Annotated in this window: 15 protein-coding genes; 10 read left to right on the top strand and 5 right to left on the bottom strand. The window is 65.6% G+C overall.

What is annotated here, in order from left to right; all coding sequences use genetic code 11:
• Window positions 1-9: 9 nt before the first annotated feature.
• On the bottom strand, window positions 10-1,599 hold the full coding sequence (locus tag CH293_RS01375) for an Hsp70 family protein (protein WP_094719135.1): 1,590 nt from the start codon (window positions 1,597-1,599) through the stop codon (window positions 10-12).
• Window positions 1,600-2,040: 441 nt separating this feature from the next.
• Between CH293_RS01375 and groES the strand changes: the two genes are divergently transcribed.
• Complete coding sequence (gene groES, locus CH293_RS01370) at window positions 2,041-2,340, top strand: co-chaperone GroES (protein ID WP_008718149.1); 300 nt, start codon at window positions 2,041-2,043, stop codon at window positions 2,338-2,340.
• 98 nt (window positions 2,341-2,438) lie between these two features.
• A complete protein-coding gene (gene groL / locus CH293_RS01365; RefSeq protein ID WP_094653295.1) occupies window positions 2,439-4,052 on the top strand; it encodes a chaperonin GroEL in 1,614 nt (537 codons plus the stop codon).
• A gap of 73 nt (window positions 4,053-4,125) precedes the next feature.
• Here groL and CH293_RS01360 read toward each other — a convergent pair whose 3' ends face one another.
• A complete protein-coding gene (locus tag CH293_RS01360; RefSeq protein WP_026347518.1) occupies window positions 4,126-4,419 on the bottom strand; it encodes a WhiB family transcriptional regulator in 294 nt (97 codons plus the stop codon).
• A 682-nt stretch (window positions 4,420-5,101) separates the two neighbouring features.
• Here CH293_RS01360 and CH293_RS01355 point away from each other — a divergent pair.
• From CH293_RS01355 to CH293_RS01345, 3 genes are all read left to right on the top strand, one after another.
• Window positions 5,102-5,932, top strand: coding sequence for a hypothetical protein (locus CH293_RS01355; RefSeq protein WP_094719134.1), 831 nt, complete (start codon window positions 5,102-5,104; stop codon window positions 5,930-5,932).
• A gap of 122 nt (window positions 5,933-6,054) precedes the next feature.
• Window positions 6,055-6,633 (top strand): sigma-70 family RNA polymerase sigma factor, encoded by a 579-nt coding sequence (locus CH293_RS01350; RefSeq protein WP_019663610.1) that lies wholly within the window; start codon window positions 6,055-6,057, stop codon window positions 6,631-6,633.
• Entirely contained in the window at window positions 6,626-7,618 is a 993-nt protein-coding gene (locus CH293_RS01345; protein WP_037110376.1) for an anti-sigma-D factor RsdA, read from the top strand. The genes CH293_RS01350 and CH293_RS01345 overlap by 8 nt, the downstream gene beginning before the upstream one ends.
• A gap of 79 nt (window positions 7,619-7,697) precedes the next feature.
• Here CH293_RS01345 and CH293_RS01340 read toward each other — a convergent pair whose 3' ends face one another.
• Window positions 7,698-8,102: a DUF5319 domain-containing protein gene (locus CH293_RS01340; RefSeq protein ID WP_026347520.1), complete on the bottom strand. Its 405-nt coding sequence runs from the start codon at window positions 8,100-8,102 to the stop codon at window positions 7,698-7,700.
• 337 nt (window positions 8,103-8,439) lie between these two features.
• Between CH293_RS01340 and guaB the strand changes: the two genes are divergently transcribed.
• The 4 genes from guaB (at window position 8,440) to guaA (ending at window position 14,961) form a co-directional block, all read left to right on the top strand.
• Window positions 8,440-9,963, top strand: coding sequence for an IMP dehydrogenase (guaB, locus tag CH293_RS01335; RefSeq protein ID WP_170945130.1), 1,524 nt, complete (start codon window positions 8,440-8,442; stop codon window positions 9,961-9,963).
• A gap of 53 nt (window positions 9,964-10,016) precedes the next feature.
• The gene (locus CH293_RS01330) at window positions 10,017-11,156 is read left to right on the top strand and encodes a GuaB3 family IMP dehydrogenase-related protein (RefSeq protein ID WP_019663614.1); all 1,140 of its coding nucleotides are present in this window, start codon (window positions 10,017-10,019) and stop codon (window positions 11,154-11,156) included.
• A 409-nt stretch (window positions 11,157-11,565) separates the two neighbouring features.
• A complete protein-coding gene (locus CH293_RS01325; RefSeq protein WP_037108889.1) occupies window positions 11,566-13,323 on the top strand; it encodes a GMC oxidoreductase in 1,758 nt (585 codons plus the stop codon).
• A gap of 48 nt (window positions 13,324-13,371) precedes the next feature.
• Window positions 13,372-14,961 carry a glutamine-hydrolyzing GMP synthase gene (gene guaA / locus CH293_RS01320; RefSeq protein WP_020111133.1) on the top strand — a complete coding sequence of 530 codons (1,590 nt, stop codon included), beginning with the start codon at window positions 13,372-13,374 and terminating at the stop codon, window positions 14,959-14,961.
• Window positions 14,962-14,968: 7 nt separating this feature from the next.
• Here the strand turns inward: guaA and CH293_RS01315 are convergent, their stop codons facing one another.
• Together CH293_RS01315 and CH293_RS01310 are read right to left on the bottom strand one after the other, a co-directional pair.
• Entirely contained in the window at window positions 14,969-15,217 is a 249-nt protein-coding gene (locus CH293_RS01315) for a hypothetical protein (protein WP_019663617.1), read from the bottom strand.
• The gene (locus CH293_RS01310; protein WP_094719133.1) at window positions 15,210-16,646 is read right to left on the bottom strand and encodes a PspC domain-containing protein; all 1,437 of its coding nucleotides are present in this window, start codon (window positions 16,644-16,646) and stop codon (window positions 15,210-15,212) included. Before CH293_RS01310 ends, CH293_RS01315 begins: the two co-directional genes overlap by 8 nt.
• Before the next feature lie 14 nt (window positions 16,647-16,660).
• Between CH293_RS01310 and CH293_RS01305 the strand changes: the two genes are divergently transcribed.
• A complete protein-coding gene (locus CH293_RS01305) occupies window positions 16,661-17,452 on the top strand; it encodes an NADPH-dependent F420 reductase (RefSeq protein ID WP_255122652.1) in 792 nt (263 codons plus the stop codon).
• Window positions 17,453-17,505: the final 53 nt, after the last annotated feature.

Here is a 17,505-nt window from a genome sequence, read left to right as displayed (position 1 = left end):
ACTGTTCGGTCACGCAGTCGGCGTGGTCGCTCCGCCTGCCGGTTCCGATGGTGTGGTCGACGACGTGGTCGGCGCGTTCGACGGCGTCGGTTGCACCGTGTCCACGTCCGAAGCTCCTGCGCTCGGCGGAGGCGACCATACCGTCGTGGGAGGGCTCAACCCTGGGGTCGTCGGTGTTCCGTTGACGTCGGTGGTCGGGATACTCCCCGGAGTCGACGGAGGAGGGCTGAGCTCGGTGGACCCGCCCGGTGCCGAGGTGGGCGGCTCCGGCGACGTCACCGGCGGGGTCGTCACCGGAGGGGTCGTCACCGGCGGGGTGGTCACCGTCTCGCCCGGGTCGTCGGTCGGAGGTGAGTCCACTCCGCCGCCGGGCGGTGATGTAGGAGACTGCGGCGCGGGCCGGGTCGTCGGCTGCTCCGGTGGGCTGGCCGGCCACGGAATGACCGGGAGATCGGGAGCCGGACGCAACGACGGCGTCGTCGATGGTCGGGTGGTGCTGCCCGACGTGTACTCCGTCGAGTCGACGACAGGCGGTCGAGGAAAACCGGTGCTGGGCGCGGCCGAGGAGCCGCGGGTGCTGGTCGACGGCGCGCCGATCGGGTTGTCGTCTCCGGCGGGAACGTTCACGGCCTCGACGTCCTCGGACGTCGTTCCGGCCGAACCCGCGGGTGAAACTCCGGAATCGTTGCTGGGGGTGAGAGTCTGGATGCCGTACGCCAACACGATTCCGCCGACGAGCAAGGCCCCAGCGAGCGCACTGCCGTAGCGGCCGAACGAGCGCGCGCCCGAACCTCTGCCGTCGGCGACGGTAGGAAAACGCCCGGGGGCCCCGTGCAATGCAAGCAAGGCCGCGCCCTGCGCGAGGACGGTGTCCGGATCGGACGGAAGGATCACCGGAAGATCCAGTACCGAACCGAGAACGGCGCGGATGGACGGGATGCGGGCCCCTCCGCCGATGAGTACCACTGCCTCCGCATCGAAACCCGCCGACGCCGCGACTCGGCGTGCGAAGTGCCCGACTTTCACCACGTGCGGGCGCAGCGCGGTCTCGTACTCGTCCCGGCCGTCGTCGCTTCCACCGCGCTCGAGCAGATCCCACTCCAGCCGATCCGCGAGGTCACCACCGAATTGCGACGTGCGTTCTGCATGGCGGACCTCACCGGAAGCTGTGTCGATGACCGACACGGTGGTCCCGGTGGCGCCGACATCGACGACGGTCACCGTCCGGTAACGCGCGATCGAGCCCGCATCGTCGAGAAATGCATGCGCGGCGGCAGTCTCGGGTACGAGAACGATGGCGTGGGTGGAGCGTCCGCACGCCGACCTGATGGATGCGGCGTGGTCCTCGGTGCGATGGGTGACCGCGATGACCTCCGGACGAACCCGCTCACCCGCGTGAGCCCCGACGCCGTCGGGCGGCGGAGCAAGGGCCAGGACGACATCGATGGCCGACGCGACGAGGTCACCGACATCGGTGTTGACCTCACTGTCGGCGGATACGGTGCGGTACTCGACCGTGCGGGAACCGTTGTCCTCTTCGATGATCAGAGCGGCGCAGACGACCTCGGTGCCGGTGGATACGCCGATGGCAGTTCTCACCGTCCACCTCCCGCCCTGTCGGTCCTGTGCTGTACCCCGCGTTCGCTTCGTACGTCCGGTGGACATATCGGAGTCTCGTTATCTTAACGTTACAGAAGCTCCCGTGCGAATGTGAAACGCGGCACCGCCTGGGCGTCGGGTGCGCTGCTGGGCCCCGCACGTGCGTACAAATGTTTGCCACGGCCTGCATTTCCGCTCACAGGGGCGGGTAAGTGCCGTGGTCGACGGGGGTTTCGCTGCAGGCGTACGGCTCGCTGACGGCCTTGCACCCATAGGGGTTGAGTGCTGGCACTCGCGTGTATAGAGTGCTAGACAGCGATGCGCGAAGTCCCGGAACCCGCGACGACGGGATCAAGTGCAGAGCAGTGAACGTGCAGTACAAACACAGCAGTCCGGGGATCCGACCCCGGACGCGTACCCCATAACAATGGAGGGCTCAACGTGGCGAGCGTGAAAATCAAGCCGCTCGAGGACAAGATCCTCGTCCAGGCCAACGAGGCCGAGACGACGACCGCCTCCGGTCTGGTCATCCCCGACACAGCCAAGGAGAAGCCTCAGGAAGGCACCGTCGTCGCTGTCGGCGAAGGCCGTGTCACCGAGAAGGGCAACCGGATCCCGGTCGACGTCAAAGAAGGCGACACCGTCATCTACAGCAAGTACGGCGGCACCGAGATCAAGTACGCCGGCGAGGAGTACCTGATCCTGTCGGCACGTGACGTGCTGGCTGTCATCGCCAAGTAGGCCGTAAACGCTTCCCGCCCCGGTACCCGATTTCGATTCGGTCCCGGGGCGGAGTGCGTTCAATCGAGTTCACTGACTCGAAGGAGTAATACCGAAACATGGCAAAGCAAATCCAATTCAACGAGGAAGCCCGCCGGGCTCTCGAGCGTGGCGTCGACAAGTTGGCCGACGCCGTCAAGGTGACGCTCGGACCGCGCGGACGACACGTGGTGCTCGCCAAGGCATTCGGTGGCCCCACGGTCACCAACGACGGCGTCTCCATCGCACGCGAGATCGATCTGGAAGATCCGTTCGAGAACCTGGGTGCGCAGCTCGTCAAGAGTGTCGCCACCAAGACCAACGACGTTGCGGGCGACGGCACCACCACGGCCACCGTGTTGGCGCAGGCACTCGTGCGCGGAGGCCTGAAGAACATCGCGGCAGGCGCCAACCCGATCGCACTCGGTTCCGGTATCGCCAAGGCTGCCGACAAGGTTGCCGAGGCACTGCTCGCGGCGGCTACACCCGTCGAGGGCAAGGAAGCCATCGCGCAGGTCGCCACGGTGTCCTCGCGTGACCCGGAGATCGGCGAGCTCGTGGGTGAGGCACTCACCCGCGTCGGCGCCGACGGCGTCGTCACCGTCGAGGAGTCCTCGACGCTGGACACCGAGCTGTCGGTCACCGAAGGTGTCCGCTTCGACAAGGGCTACCTGTCGCCGTATTTCGTCACCGACGTCGATGCGCAGCAGGCAGTGCTGGAGGACGCCTACGTGCTGCTGCACCGTGAGAAGATCACGTCGCTCCCCGACTTCCTACCTCTGCTGGAGAAGGTTGCCGAGAGCGGCAAGCCGTTGCTGATCATCGCCGAGGACACCGAGGGCGAAGTTCTGTCCACACTCGTCGTGAACTCGATCCGCAAGACAATCAAGGCAGTGGCAGTCAAGGCGCCGTTCTTCGGTGACCGCCGCAAGGCGTTCCTCGACGACCTGGCCGTCGTGACGGCAGGTACGGTCATCACCGCCGATGTCGGCCTCAGCCTGAAGGAAGCCGGCCTCGAATTGCTCGGATCTGCTCGCCGAGTGGTCGTCACCAAGGACGACACGACGATCGTCGACGGCGCAGGCACGCAGGCGGACATCGACACCCGCGTCGCCCAGTTGCGTCGCGAAATCGAAGCGACCGATTCCGAGTGGGACCGCGAGAAGCTCGAAGAGCGTCTGGCGAAGCTGTCCGGCGGAGTTGCTGTCATCAAGGTCGGAGCGGCAACCGAGACCGAGCTCAAGGAACGCAAGTTCCGCGTCGACGATGCCGTGAACGCAGCCAAGGCTGCTGTCGAAGAGGGCATCGTCCCCGGAGGCGGTTCGGCACTGACACAGGCCGCATTGTCGCTCGAGGACAACCTGGGCCTGACGGGCGACGAAGCAACCGGTGTCGCAGTCGTACGTACTGCACTGAACGCGCCGCTGTTCTGGATCGCCACCAACGCGGGCATCGACGGATCCGTCGTGGTCAGCAAGGTCGCGGCACTCGACAAGGGCCACGGCTTCAACGCCGCGACTCTGACCTACGGCGACCTGCTCGCCGACGGTGTCGTGGATCCGGTCAAGGTGACGCGTTCTGCGGTCGTCAACGCGGCGTCCGTTGCGCGGATGATTCTCACGACGGAGAGCGCCGTCGTCGAGAAGCCTGCCGACGAGGAGGAGCCTGCGGCCGGACACGGCCACAGTCACTGATTTCGGTAACTCGCAGGACGAGAAGCGGGGCCTTTCCTTCCAAGGAAAGGCCCCGCTTCTCGTGTCGGTCCTGCTAAACCGCGATTCGACGACGGTTGTGGCGTGCGTACATCTCCCGCTCGGTCTCGGACATTCCGCCCCAGATTCCATAGGGTTCCGAGACGCTGAGCGCGTGGGACCTGCACTGTGCGAGAACCGGGCAGGTTCGGCACATCTCCTTGGCACGCATCTCACGCTGAGCACGTGCTCGGCCGCGTTCGCCGTCCGGATGGAAGAACATCGACGAGTCGACGCCACGGCACAAACCGTGCATCTGCCAATCCCAGATATCTGCATTGGGCCCAGGGAGGTGATTCGGCTGCGGCATGAGAACTCCTAGGGTGTCTGCTCGCCGCAACGGATGCGGCGACGCTCCTGTGGAAGACAGAAGAAATGCGAATTCGTGGTTTCGTCCGGCGGCGGCGCCGAACTTGTGGTGAACTCGTTCCGCGAGATACTCCAATCGCGGATGTCGTGAACAACGCCAACGTTATTCGGGGCAATGAAATCGAGTCAATAGGCCACCGTCGTGGCGAGGTGCATACTCGTATCTCGAGAAGTTAACGCGGGCGACATTTACTTCGACACAATTGCATGGGTCGATTCGTTGCAAAGACCTCGATCGCGGGATGAACGGCAAGCGAACGGATTCGGTGTCGGACGCAAGTGCAGGACGCCGGCCAGCAGGTCCGTGGTCGTATCGACAGGAGGATCCCGGGATTCCTCTGCTGGATTCGAACGACCCGATCATGTCGCGAGCAACCGCCGTCCGCGCGCTCCGAATCCCGCGATTAACCTCGCGGCTACATTCTCGTCAGAAATTGCTCATCAATTGCACCCTCAGAGCGCATGTTAATTCCGTGAAACAAACGAGAATGTGTCTCGGCTATTTCGAAGATAGTCGGCGAAGGGCACGGGTCGGCCCCGAGTAACCATCCGTTCGACGGAGAACCGACGAAAGGCCGAGCCTGGCGCTCGCAGTCTCCACTACCGGTCGTAGCGTCGACACCATGGACGATCGGCTTCACCGCGCTGCCTGGGGCACCGAACCCGGTATGTGGCCGTTGCCCGCGGCATCGACCGTCCGCGGGCGATGGAACCGCGCCGTCGCGCTCGGTGGACAGGGTAGGTACCTCGCCGCGTCGGCCGAGCTCGATGCGGCCGTGATGTCCGGCCCTGTTCCTCCTTCTCTGCGGTCGCAGATGCACTCGACTCGCGCATCCTGGATACGACAGATGGGAGCGCACGGTGCAGCAGCGCGGGTGGACGGGACGGCGATCGCCGCGGTCGGGCTCGACGAGCGCAGATCTCCGTCGGGTGAGACCGGCGATGATCCCGCTGTCGTTCGGGCGCGAGCGGATGCTCTCGTCGGCCTCGCCGCGGACGCCCTCGGCGTAGGCAGATTCGGCACCGCGGACGCGCTGCTGGCTCGATGCGAGCACATGATGGCGCGAGATGGGCGCAAGGACGTGCTGTGGCGTCAACACCTGAGGCTCGGGTGGGTCCGCGCGGAACTCGCAATGTTCTCGGGAAGAGGGCCCGACGCGGTCCGATACGCGCTCGACGCGCGCGGGCGTGCCGACGAGATCGATTCGTTACGCCACACCGTCAAGACCGACCTCGTGTTGGCGGCCGCCTACAGCTCCGTGGGAGATCTGTCACGAAGTGGTGACGGCGCGCAGCGTGTGCTCGATGCCTGCGAGGTGCACGGACTCCTACCGTTGCGCTGGGCGGCAGCGATGTTGTGGAGCGGCGTCGGGGGAGGAGCTCCCGCGCGGTCGGTCGCGCGGGAGTGCGAGATGGAGCTGGCTCGGCGCGGTGGTCGGTTCACGTCAGTGTGAAGTCACGGACCGAGTGGTTCGATAGAGCGGGGTGTAGGTCGCTATCCTTACTAGGTTCCACTTCGGGTGGAAGCGCTGTCGAGATGCGGCGGCGTCACTGTAACGCGGGGAATCCTTGAGCGATGAACAACACGGGTGAGGAGTTGGACTCCTTCGTCGCTGCCGCAGCGCAGGGCGAGCGAGCCGCACTCTCCCGAGTTCTGGAAATCATCCGTCCGCTCGTGGTGCGGTATTGCCGCGCACGTGTGGGCTCCGCCGAGCGTGGTCAGCTCTCGGCGGACGACGTGGCTCAGGAGGTCTGCTTGGCAGTCATGACCGCCCTGCCGCGTTATCAGGACCAGGGCCGACCGTTCATGGCATTCGTCTACGGCATTGCCGCCCACAAGGTCGCCGACGCACATCGAAGCGCCTCCCGTAACAAATCGGACCCGGCCGCCGAAGTACCAGATGTCGTGTCCACGGAACACGGACCGGAGCAGCGTGCTCTGGATTCCGAGTCGAGTAGACAGATGACCGCCCTGCTGGACACCTTGCCCGCCAAGCACCGAGAGATTCTGGTGCTCCGACTCGTCGTCGGACTGTCGGCCGAGGAGACAGCAGCGGCAGTGGGTAGTACCGCAGGTGCCATCCGCGTGGCTCAACACCGAGCCATCGCGAAACTGAAGAACGAAGTTGTGAAAGCGGGTGAAATGTATGGCTAGGAACAACGGCCGTGATGGCATTCCCCGTATCGGCCGCCCGGACGGTGTCACGCCGTCCGAGGATTCTCTCGACAGCACCCTCGTGGGTTCGAGTCCGGTGGACATCGCAGCGGTACGCCGAGACGAGGAATTCATCGAGGCGATCCGTGGTGACGGACCGATCGCGACGGACGACGCGGACGAGTACCAGCTCGCTCTGCTCCTTGCCAACTGGCGAGCAGAAATCGTCCACCCCGCGCTCCCGGCAGGTCCCGACCTCGACGAAGTGGCGGCAGCCGTCGATCAAGAGATTGCCGCGACGGGGCTACGCCGGAAGGCGTCGAGCCGCGGACGCCAACGTCTGCTCCGCCCGGTAGCGGGCGCCGCGGCCGCGATCGCGCTGGTGATGGGCGGCCTGGTCGTCTTCTCCTACAACTCTTCCCCGGGCGACGCGTTGTGGAGCGTCAAGTCCGTGGTGTTCTCGCAGCAAGCAGATTCGACCGTCGCGCAGATCGACACGACGTCGAAGCTGGAGCAGGCAGAACAACTGATCGCGGCAGGCGACGTCGAAGGTGCGCAGGCGCTGCTCGACGGTGCGTCGGGTGCAGCCGGTGCTGTCACCGACGATGCGCAGCGCACGGATCTGGAGATCTGGCTGCAGCGGTTGATCGAGCAACTGCAGACGATCATCCCGACGATTCCTCCGCTGGTACCGCTACCGGTCGATCCGACGTTGCCGGCGCCGGTGGAGAGTGCACCCGAGTTGGGCACGGTTCCGGTCACCACCGATCCGCTGCCGCCGCCGGTCTCCGGCACGGTCGATCCGTCGCAGGTTCCTACTACCAGCGATCCGGTTCTCCCGACGACCGAGCCGCCTGCAGTCACCACGACGCCTCCCGGGCCGACGATTCTGAATCAGACCGGTGAGACGACGGCTACGGCAAGCGGTTCGAGTGACGGTACATCTGCTCCCCGGATCGACACGCTGGACACCAACGGAGGCTGATCGCCCTCCGGCCCTGCACCGCATACGACTGATGCCCTACACGAAAATCGTGTAGGGCATCAGTCGTATGTTCGGGTGACTAGTTCTCGAAACCGTCGCCGTGTAGAGCGTCGTTCATGGACGCGTCCGCGTATCCGCGGCAGTAGTCCCATGTGACGTACGCATCGGGAACAGGGTCGTACGCAGGCTCGTGGGGACGAACAGTGCCGTCGACCAGGAGTTGGAGAAGGTTGGCTCGCAGCATGTCCCAGTCGTGGTAGTGATCCTGCTGGCAGTCCTCGCAGCAGACCACGAGTCCGCGAATACCGCGGTGTCCGAGGAGTGCCTCGTACACCGCGAGATCGGCGAGGTCTTCCTCGACGGCGAGCCGCTCCTGGGGGTCCAGAGGCTGGCCGGGCTCGATTGCATCGAGGGCGGCCGAGGGGTCGGCGGGGTCACCGGCGAAGGGATCCGGCGGTAAACCTGGAGGCAGTTGATCGCGCACGCCTCCACGGTACGCAGGACTGGTGGGTCTGCGCCAGCCGTTCACGCTTCGTGTCGACGCACGACGAGGTCCACCGGGCGGCCGCTCGGCCGCTGCCGGGGTGTGGTCGACCTGCTCGAACGGCGCCGTCCGGTGCGCGTTCACGAGCGAACGGCGGAGCCGATACCATGTGTGCAGGCGCTGAGCGAGCGTACGCGTCGATGTCATTTCGTCCGCACTGTCTCCATGTCTTTTCGTCCGCACTGTCTCCATCCGCTTTCGAACACGCCGTCTTCTCCGGTGCACCGCCCGCGCGCTGCGAGAAGGGCACACAGGCTCTAGGGAGGGCCAGATCCGCATGAGTAGTTCCGGAGCCCACGTCCGTACCGGTGGCGACGACCCCAACAAGGTCGCCATGCTCGGTTTGACCTTCGACGATGTTCTGCTGTTGCCCGCTGCGTCGGACCTGATTCCCAGCGCCGTGGACACCTCCAGTCAACTCACCCGCGAGATCCGTCTGCGCGTCCCACTGGTCAGTTCCGCGATGGACACCGTCACCGAGGCGCGCATGGCCATCGCCATGGCCCGTGCGGGTGGCATGGGCGTCCTGCATCGCAACCTGTCCCTGCAGGATCAGGCGTCCCAGGTGGAAACCGTCAAGCGGTCCGAGGCAGGCATGGTCACCGACCCGGTCACCTGCAAGCCCACCGACACACTCGCCGAGGTCGACGCGATGTGCGCACGGTTCCGCATCTCGGGTCTACCGGTGACGGACGAGACGGGTGCCCTCGTCGGCATCATCACCAACCGTGACATGCGGTTCGAGGTCGACCAGAACCGCCGCGTCGCCGACGTCATGACCAAGGCACCGCTCATCACCGCCCGCGAAGGCGTCACCGCCGAGGCGGCCCTGGGTCTCCTCCGTCGGCACAAGATCGAGAAACTCCCCATCGTCGACGGACAGGGCGCTCTCACCGGTCTGATCACGGTCAAGGACTTCGTCAAGACGGAGCAGCACCCCCTCGCCACCAAGGACAGGGACGGCCGCCTGCTGGTCGGAGCAGCAGTAGGCGTCGGGCAGGACGCGTGGTCGCGTTCCATGGCGCTCACCGACGCCGGTGTCGACGTGCTCATCGTCGACACCGCGCACGGACACAACTCGTCGGTGCTCGAGATGGTCAGCAAGCTGAAAGCCGAAGTAGGAGAACGCGTCCAGGTCGTCGGCGGCAACATCGCGACCCGCGCGGGCGCATTGGCACTCGTCGAGGCAGGCGCGGACGCGGTCAAGGTCGGCGTCGGTCCAGGCTCGATCTGCACCACCCGCGTCGTCGCAGGCGTCGGCGCCCCGCAGATCACCGCGATCCTCGAGGCGGTCGCCGCGTGCAAGGCGCACGGTGTTCCGGTCATCGCCGACGGTGGTCTCCAGTTCTCCGGCGACATCGCCAAGGCGTTGGCTGCGGGCGCGTCGACGGCCATGCTCGGCTCGTTGCTGGCCGGTACGGCCGAGTCGCCGGGCGAGTTGATTCTCGTCGGTGGCAAGCAGTTCAAGAGCTACCGCGGCATGGGTTCGCTCGGGGCGATGCAGGGACGCGGAGCGGCCAAGTCGTTCTCCAAGGACCGCTACTTCCAGGACGACGTCCTCGCCGAGGACAAGCTCGTCCCCGAAGGCATCGAAGGCCGGGTCCCGTACCGCGGACCGTTGTCTCAGGTCATCCATCAGCTGACCGGTGGTCTCCGTGCCGCGATGGGTTACACCGGGTCCAACTCCATCGAGGAACTGCAGGAGGCGCAGTTCGTGCAGATCACCGCTGCCGGACTGAAGGAAAGCCACCCGCACGACATCACGATGACCGCGGAAGCGCCCAACTACACCGTGCGCTGACTTCGCTCGCATCGGCCTGAACTCAAGACGAACTCCTAGGGAAAGGGGCGCGCGTGCGCGACCTCGTTGAAATCGGCATGGGCAGAGAAGCCCGTCGCACCTACCAGCTCGACGACATCGACATCGTGCCCTCGCGCCGTACTCGGTCGTCGAAGGAGGTGTCCACGGCCTGGCAGCTCGACGCCTACCGATTCGACATTCCGGTCCTGGCTCATCCGACCGACGCTTTGGTGTCGCCGGAATTCGCGATCGAGCTCGGCAAGCAGGGTGGCCTCGGGGTCATCAACGGCGAGGGGTTGTGGGCTCGCCACACGGACGTCCAGGCCAAGCTCGACGAGCTGGTCGCGATCGCCGAGAACGACTTCGACGCCGACGCTCCCGTCGCCTTCCTGCAGAAGCTGCACGCAGCACCGCTGCAACCGGATCTCCTCGCAGCCGCTGTCGCGCAGGTCCGCGCGGCCGGCGTCACCGTCGCGGTCCGCGTCAGCCCGCAGAGTGCGAAGAACCTGACGCCCGCGCTGGTCGCAGCCGGTATCGATCTGCTTGTCATCCAGGGCACCATCATCTCCGCGGAGCACGTGGCGCACGGTGACGAGGAGCCGCTGAACCTCAAGACGTTCATCGCCGAGCTCGACGTACCGGTCATCGCCGGTGGCGTCAGCGATCACCGCACCGCGTTGCATCTGATGCGCACCGGCGCTGCCGGAGTCATCGTCGGCTACGGGTCGGTCGAGGGAGGCACCACCACCGGTGAAGTTCTCGGCATCGGTGTACCCATGGCAACGGCCATCGCGGACGCCGCGGCAGCTCGTCGGGACTACCTCGACGAGACCGGCGGCCGCTATGTTCACGTCATCGCCGACGGCGACATCACCACGTCCGGCGGCCTGGCCAAGGCAATCGCGTGCGGTGCGGACGCCGCCGTGCTCGGTGCTCCTCTCGCGGCGGCAGCCGAGGCGCCCGGTGGCGGTTGGTACTGGCCCTCCGCGGCGGCGCACCCGTCGATGCCGCGCGGCGCGCTCCTGCCCGTCGCAGCCGGTGAGCGCCCGAGCCTCGACCAGGTTCTGCACGGGCCGTCGAGCGAGCCCTACGGTTCGATCAACCTCGTCGGAGGTCTGCGGAGGTCCATGGCGAAGTCGGGTTACTCGGATCTCAAGGAATTCCAGAAAGTCGGCCTGAACGTCCGCGCCTGACCCTCCCTGTCCCACGTTCGACAGCGCGCACCCCGAATCGGGGTGCGCGCTTCGTCGTTCGCAGGGGCAACGAGTGCCGGGTGGGGAGCGAACGTGACGTTCGGTCACCTGGGGCCGGGAGCGCGGGTTGCAGCGAGTGCGCGGGTTGCAGTGCGCGCGTGGGCTGAAAGCCGCGCGTTCGGGGGCCGAGAGCGAGCGAACGTGACGTTCGGTCACCTGGGGCAGCGCGGGGTGAGCCTTACCTCAGTTGGTGATACTTGGAGTTACAGCTACAGTGGCTTGTGTCAACTGTCACAGGGTTGTTGTCAGTTCGCCGCTGTTGTCATCTACAGTGTGTTCGCAGTCACATCGAGTGGGTGCACGGGGCGCGGAGCTGGCTGAGTAAACGCACGAGGCGCGGAGGTCAACAGTGGAGACACGGACAGCTGGGACACAGGCTCGCACGACCGATTACGACGTTCTGATCGTCGGGTCCGGTTTCGGCGGAAGCGTCACGGCGCTGCGCTTGGTGGAGAAGGGCTACAAGGTCGGCATCCTTGAGGCCGGACGGCGCTACGAGGACAAGGATTTCGCCAAGACGAGCTGGGACCTGAAGCGGTTCCTGTGGGCGCCCAAGCTCGGGTGCTACGGCATCCAGCGTGTCCACCTGCTGCGTGACTGCCTCATTCTGGCCGGTGCAGGCGTGGGCGGCGGTTCGCTGAACTACGCGAACACGCTGTACCAGCCGCCGGAGCCGTTCTTCAAGGACAAGCAGTGGGCGCACATCACCGACTGGAGTAGCGAGCTCGGTCCGTTCTACGACCAGGCGACGCGCATGCTCGGGGTCGTTCGTAACCCGCACATGACTCCCGCCGACGAGGTCATGAAGTCCGTCGCCGAGGACATGGGCGTCGGAGACACGTTCATTCAGACTCCTGTCGGCGTGTTCTTCGGCGACGAGCCGGGCAAGAAGGTCGGCGACCCGTATTTCGGCGGCGTCGGACCCGAGCGCACCGGGTGCATCGAATGCGGTGAGTGCATGACCGGGTGTCGACACGGCGCCAAGAACACACTGCTGAAGAACTACCTCGCCCTTGCCGAGCGCGCCGGAGCCGAGATCGTCCCGATGACGACGGTGACAAATCTTCGTGCTCTGCCCGACGGCACGTGGGACGTCGCCACCGAGCGAACCGGCGCGTGGGTTCGCAAGCACCCCAAGACCTACACCGCGTCGCACGTCGTTCTGGCCGCAGGCACGTGGGGTACGCAGAATCTGCTGCACAAGATGAAGGACACCGGCGCATTGCCGCGTCTGTCGGACAAGCTCGGTGAATTGACGCGTACCAACTCCGAATCCATCGTCGGTGCCGCCAAGTTGAAGGTCGACCCGGAAATGGATCTGACCAGGGGAGTGGCGATCACGTCCTCGTTCCACCCGTCGTCGAACACCCACATCGAACCGTGCCGCTACGGCAAGGGTTCCAACGCGATGGGCCTGTTGCAGACGCTGATGACCGACGGGGGTGGGCGCATTCCTCGATGGCTCAAGTTCGTCTTCGCGCTGCTGGCTCATCCGCTCGACTTCCTGCGTGTGGTGAACACCAAGAACTGGAGCGAGCGCACCATCATCGCGCTCGTGATGCAGAACCTCGACAACTCGATCACCACCTTCACCAAGCGTGGGCTGTTCGGTCGCAAGGTGTCCAGCAAGCAGGGACACGGCGAACCGAACCCGACGTGGATCCCCGAGGGCAACGACGCGACCCGGCGTATCGCGAAGAAGATCGGGGGGGTCGCAGGTGGAACGTGGGGTGAGCTGTTCAACATCCCGTTGACCGCTCACTTCCTCGGTGGCTGCGCCATCGCATCCGACGCCGAGCACGGCGTCATCGACCCGTATCACCGCGTCCACGGGTACCCGACGATGTTCGTCGTCGACGGGTCGTCCGTGTCGGCCAACCTCGGCGTGAACCCGTCGCTGACCATCAGTGCTCAGGCAGAGCGTGCAGCGGCGCTGTGGCCCAACAAGGGTGAGCAGGATCTGCGGCCGCGTCAGGGTCTCGCCTACGAGCGGATCGAGCCGATCGCTCCCAATGCTCCTGTGGTTCCGGTGTCGGCGCCCGCAGCGTTGCGTCTGCCCATCGTCGAGATCCGCTCTCCGAAGCCCGCCACCACGGGTGCCGCGTAAGAAGATGCTGCGTGGAACCGGCCTGTCGCGCGCCACTAGACTGACCCGGTGACCGCATCGCAGCAGCCTGATCCCGCCTTGCCTCGGCCCGTTCTCGTAGTCGACTTCGGTGCCCAGTACGCCCAGCTCATCGCGCGTCGTGTGCGTGAGGCGAACGTGTATTCCGAGGTGATCTCGCATACCGCGACCGTCGAGGAGATCGCCGCCAAGAACCCGGTTGCACTCGTTCTGTCCGGGGGGCCGTCGAGTGTGTACGCCGAGGGCGCACCTGCTCTCGACGCGAAGGTGTTCGATCTCGACCTTCCGGTCTTCGGTATCTGCTACGGGTTCCAGGCGATGGCGCAGGCCCTCGGCGGGACCGTTGCACACACGGGAACGCGTGAGTACGGCCGTACGCAGCTGTCCGTCGACGGCGGTGTGCTGCACGACGGTCTTCCTGCGACGCAGCCGGTGTGGATGAGTCACGGTGATGCCGTGACGGAGGCTCCGGAAGGGTTCACGGTTACGGCGACGAGCGCTGGTGCTCCCGTGGCTGCGTTCGAGAACGCCGAGCGCAGGCTCGCCGGCGTCCAGTACCACCCCGAGGTTCTGCATTCGCCTCACGGTCAGCAGGTCCTCGGTCGGTTCCTGCACGAGACAGCCGGCATCAAGGCGGAGTGGACGGCGGCCAACATCGCTGACGCGTTGATCGAGCAGATCCAGGAGCAGGTCGGGCCGGACGGTCACGCCATCTGCGGACTGTCCGGGGGTGTGGATTCCGCGGTTGCGGCAACCTTGGTGCAGCGTGCGATCGGTGACCGTCTGACGTGTGTGTTCGTCGACCACGGTCTGCTGCGAGAGGGCGAGCGTGAGCAGGTCCAGCAGGACTTCGTCGCGTCGACCGGCGCCAAGCTGGTCACCGTCGATGCGGTCGACACGTTCCTCGGTGCCCTCGACGGCGTCTCCGACCCCGAGGAGAAGCGCAAGATCATCGGCCGCGAGTTCATTCGTAGCTTCGAGGGTGCTGTCGCTGAGGTGTTGGGTGACAACGCTGCTCAGGGTGCGGAGGTTCAGTTCCTGGTGCAGGGCACGCTGTACCCGGACGTGGTCGAGTCCGGCGGGGGATCCGGTACCGCCAACATCAAGAGCCACCACAACGTCGGCGGTCTGCCGGACGATTTGCAGTTCGACCTCGTCGAGCCTCTCCGTACCCTGTTCAAGGACGAGGTCCGGGCAGTGGGCCGCGAGTTGGGTCTCCCCGAGGAAATCGTCGGCCGCCAGCCCTTCCCCGGGCCCGGTCTGGCCATTCGCATCGTCGGCGAGATCACGCGAGACCGATTGGCCACGTTGCGTCAGGCCGATTCGATCGTCCGTGAGGAACTGACCGCGGCGGGCTTGGATCAGCAGATCTGGCAGTGCCCCGTGGTCCTGCTCGCGGATGTGCGCAGCGTCGGCGTTCAGGGTGACGGCCGGACGTACGGCCATCCCATCGTCTTGCGCCCGGTATCGAGCGAGGATGCGATGACGGCGGACTGGACGAGGTTGCCGTACGAGGTGTTGGAAACCATTTCGACCCGGGTGACCAACGAGGTTCCGGAGGTCAACCGAGTCGTTCTCGACGTGACGAGCAAGCCGCCGGGCACCATCGAGTGGGAGTGAGAATTCTCTAGTTCTTCTTCCCGCCCCGGCCTGGGGCGAGGAGAAGAGCCAGTCCGACGACGATCGCCGCGACGACGAACACCCAGCGGAACTGAACGTTGCCGAGGGACTCGAGGGCCGACGGCCCTATCAGAGCGCTGACGCTGACCAGCAGGGCCACGAGTCCGGAGAGAAACAGCAACGCCGAGGGTCGGGTGCGCGCGTTTCGTTCTTCGGCCGTGTCGGTGTCACTGTCTCCGTACTCGCTGCTATTCATGGATGATCTCCAAGTTTCCGAGACGGACGTCTCCGTCGATGGTGAGAAAAGGGGCGTCCTCGGCCGCGTCGGTGCCGCGCTGCAGGCCACCGGATCCGCAGGCAGCCGATCCCATGACTGCCACGCAGGTCGGGTCGATGGTCATCGTCGACGGTACCCAGATGGTCGCGTTTCCTCCGGTGACATCGATTGCGACAGTTCGGTTGTCGGTGAGGGCGAGGCCGCGCAAGTCGAGTTGGAGGTCACCGCCGGCGATGCTGTACGACGGTTGGAGTTGCGCGACCGTCGTCGGCCGTGCATCGACCGACCCGCTGGTTGCGTCGTCGAAGTTCACCGGTCCCACGATGGATGCGAGGATCACGAAACCGAGTACAGGGAATGCGACGACCAGCAGGCCGTACCCCTTGCGTAGGAATGCGCCGAGGATCAGTCCGACGGCGAGGACACCGAGAGCTACGGCCCCGATGCGTGCGGGGGAGAGCCACTCCGACCCCGTTGCCGCCGCGATGCCGCCGGTGACGGCTGCGGCGAGCAGGGCCAACCCGATGAAACTCGACGTCCACCGTGAGCGCCGCTTCTTCGGAGTGGTCGACGCCGGACGGTGAACAGTCGTCGGTTCGGGTAGGTCCCAGGCGAAGGGGGCGACGCCCAACGGATCCCACGACGGTGGTGTCGGGCCGGTGGTCGTGTCCGTCGTCGGCTGGGCCGGCACCGCTGCGGCGGACTCGGATTTGTTCAGGTTCACCTCGGAACCCGTCGACCGGTCGGTGGGTGGGGGTGTGGACGGAATGTAAGTCGTGGGCAGTGTCGTGTACGGCGAGTACGCGGGTGGTGTGTAGCCCGCGGGTCGATAGTTGGGCGGGCGGTAGTTGGCACCTGCCCACGGCGCCGGGGTGTACGGCGTGTTGAACGAGATCGGGAAATCCTGTTGCGCGTAGACCTGTGCACCGCCGGGCAGGAACTCGGGTGGTTGCGGCTGCCTCTGGTGCAGTAGCCACAGTCCGGCGAGCAGCGCAACCATGCTGATGGCGCCGGATCCGCCCAATCCGACACCGACGGGACCCAGGGTGGAGACCGCGATGATCAGCGCCACGATCAGGACGACGATCTTGGTGTTGGACTCCGAGCTGGTGCCTCTGCCCATCAGCGACTCGGCGGGAGAGGCTGCATCTCCTGCCTTGCTGAAGAGCAGCCAGGCGGCGAGGTACAGGACAATCCCTGCTCCGCCGAAGATGGTGCCGACGACGAGCGCGACACGAACGAGGACGGGATCGACGCCGTAGCGGTAGCCGATGCCGGCGGCGACACCCGCGACATGGCCACGCTGTGGCAACCGATACGGGCGCGTACGCCACATCTGCTGTAGCTGTTCGGAGACGGCCAAGTTGCTCATGAAACCATCGTGGCCCGTCGGGTGCACGGAGACCATCGGGGATCGCCCTGATGTTTTCCCTACCTCCACACGCGAGTTGCAGGAATGTTCTCGGGACCCCATGGCTTGCTACTTCGAGAACGACCATTCGAATCACGAAGGAGAAACGCGTGAAGATCGGAATCATCGGGGCCGGGCTCATCGGCGGCACTCTGACCCGCAAGCTGGCCGAACTCGGACACGAGGTACGCGTGTCGAATTCGCGTGCACCGGAGACGTTGGCCGAGTTGGCTGCCGACACCGGCGCCCAGGCAGTCTGGAGCAAGGACGCAGCCACCGACGCCGATCTCGTCATCGTGAGCATCCCGCAGAAGAACACCCCGGATCTGGCGTCGGACATCCTCGATGCGGCCAAGCCGGGCGCGCCGATCATCGAGACCAACAACTACTACCCGCAGCAGCGCGACGGCCTGATCGCCGACATCGAGAACGGCAAGCCCGAAAGCGTCTGGGTTGCCGAGCATTTCGGTGACCGATCGTCGGATGTGTTCAAGGTGTTCAACGGGATCTGGTGGAAGCATCTGCTCGAGAAGGGCGTTTCCGCTGGAACCGACGTTGCATCGACCCGGACGAGAATTGCGCTTCCCGTCGCGGGTGCCGACGGGCCGGGCAAGAAGCTCGTCTTCGACATCGTCGACGCTCTGGGATTCGAGCCGGTGGACGCCGGGACGCTCGAAGAATCGTGGCGTCAGCAGCCTGGCACGCCGGTGTACGGCAAGGACTACGACGCCGACGCCACGAAGAAGGCTCTTGCCGAGGCGACCACCGACAGAACCGAGGAGTGGCGCGCGATTCCGTCCTGACATCGGTCCGATGCGGAAATCAGGGGACTCCCTGATGCGGGTGCGGCTCGATT

The sequence above is a fragment of the Rhodococcus sp. 14-2470-1b genome (assembly GCF_002259415.1).
Taxonomy (GTDB): domain Bacteria; phylum Actinomycetota; class Actinomycetes; order Mycobacteriales; family Mycobacteriaceae; genus Rhodococcoides.
This window is presented reverse-complemented; position numbering and strand designations above follow the sequence as displayed.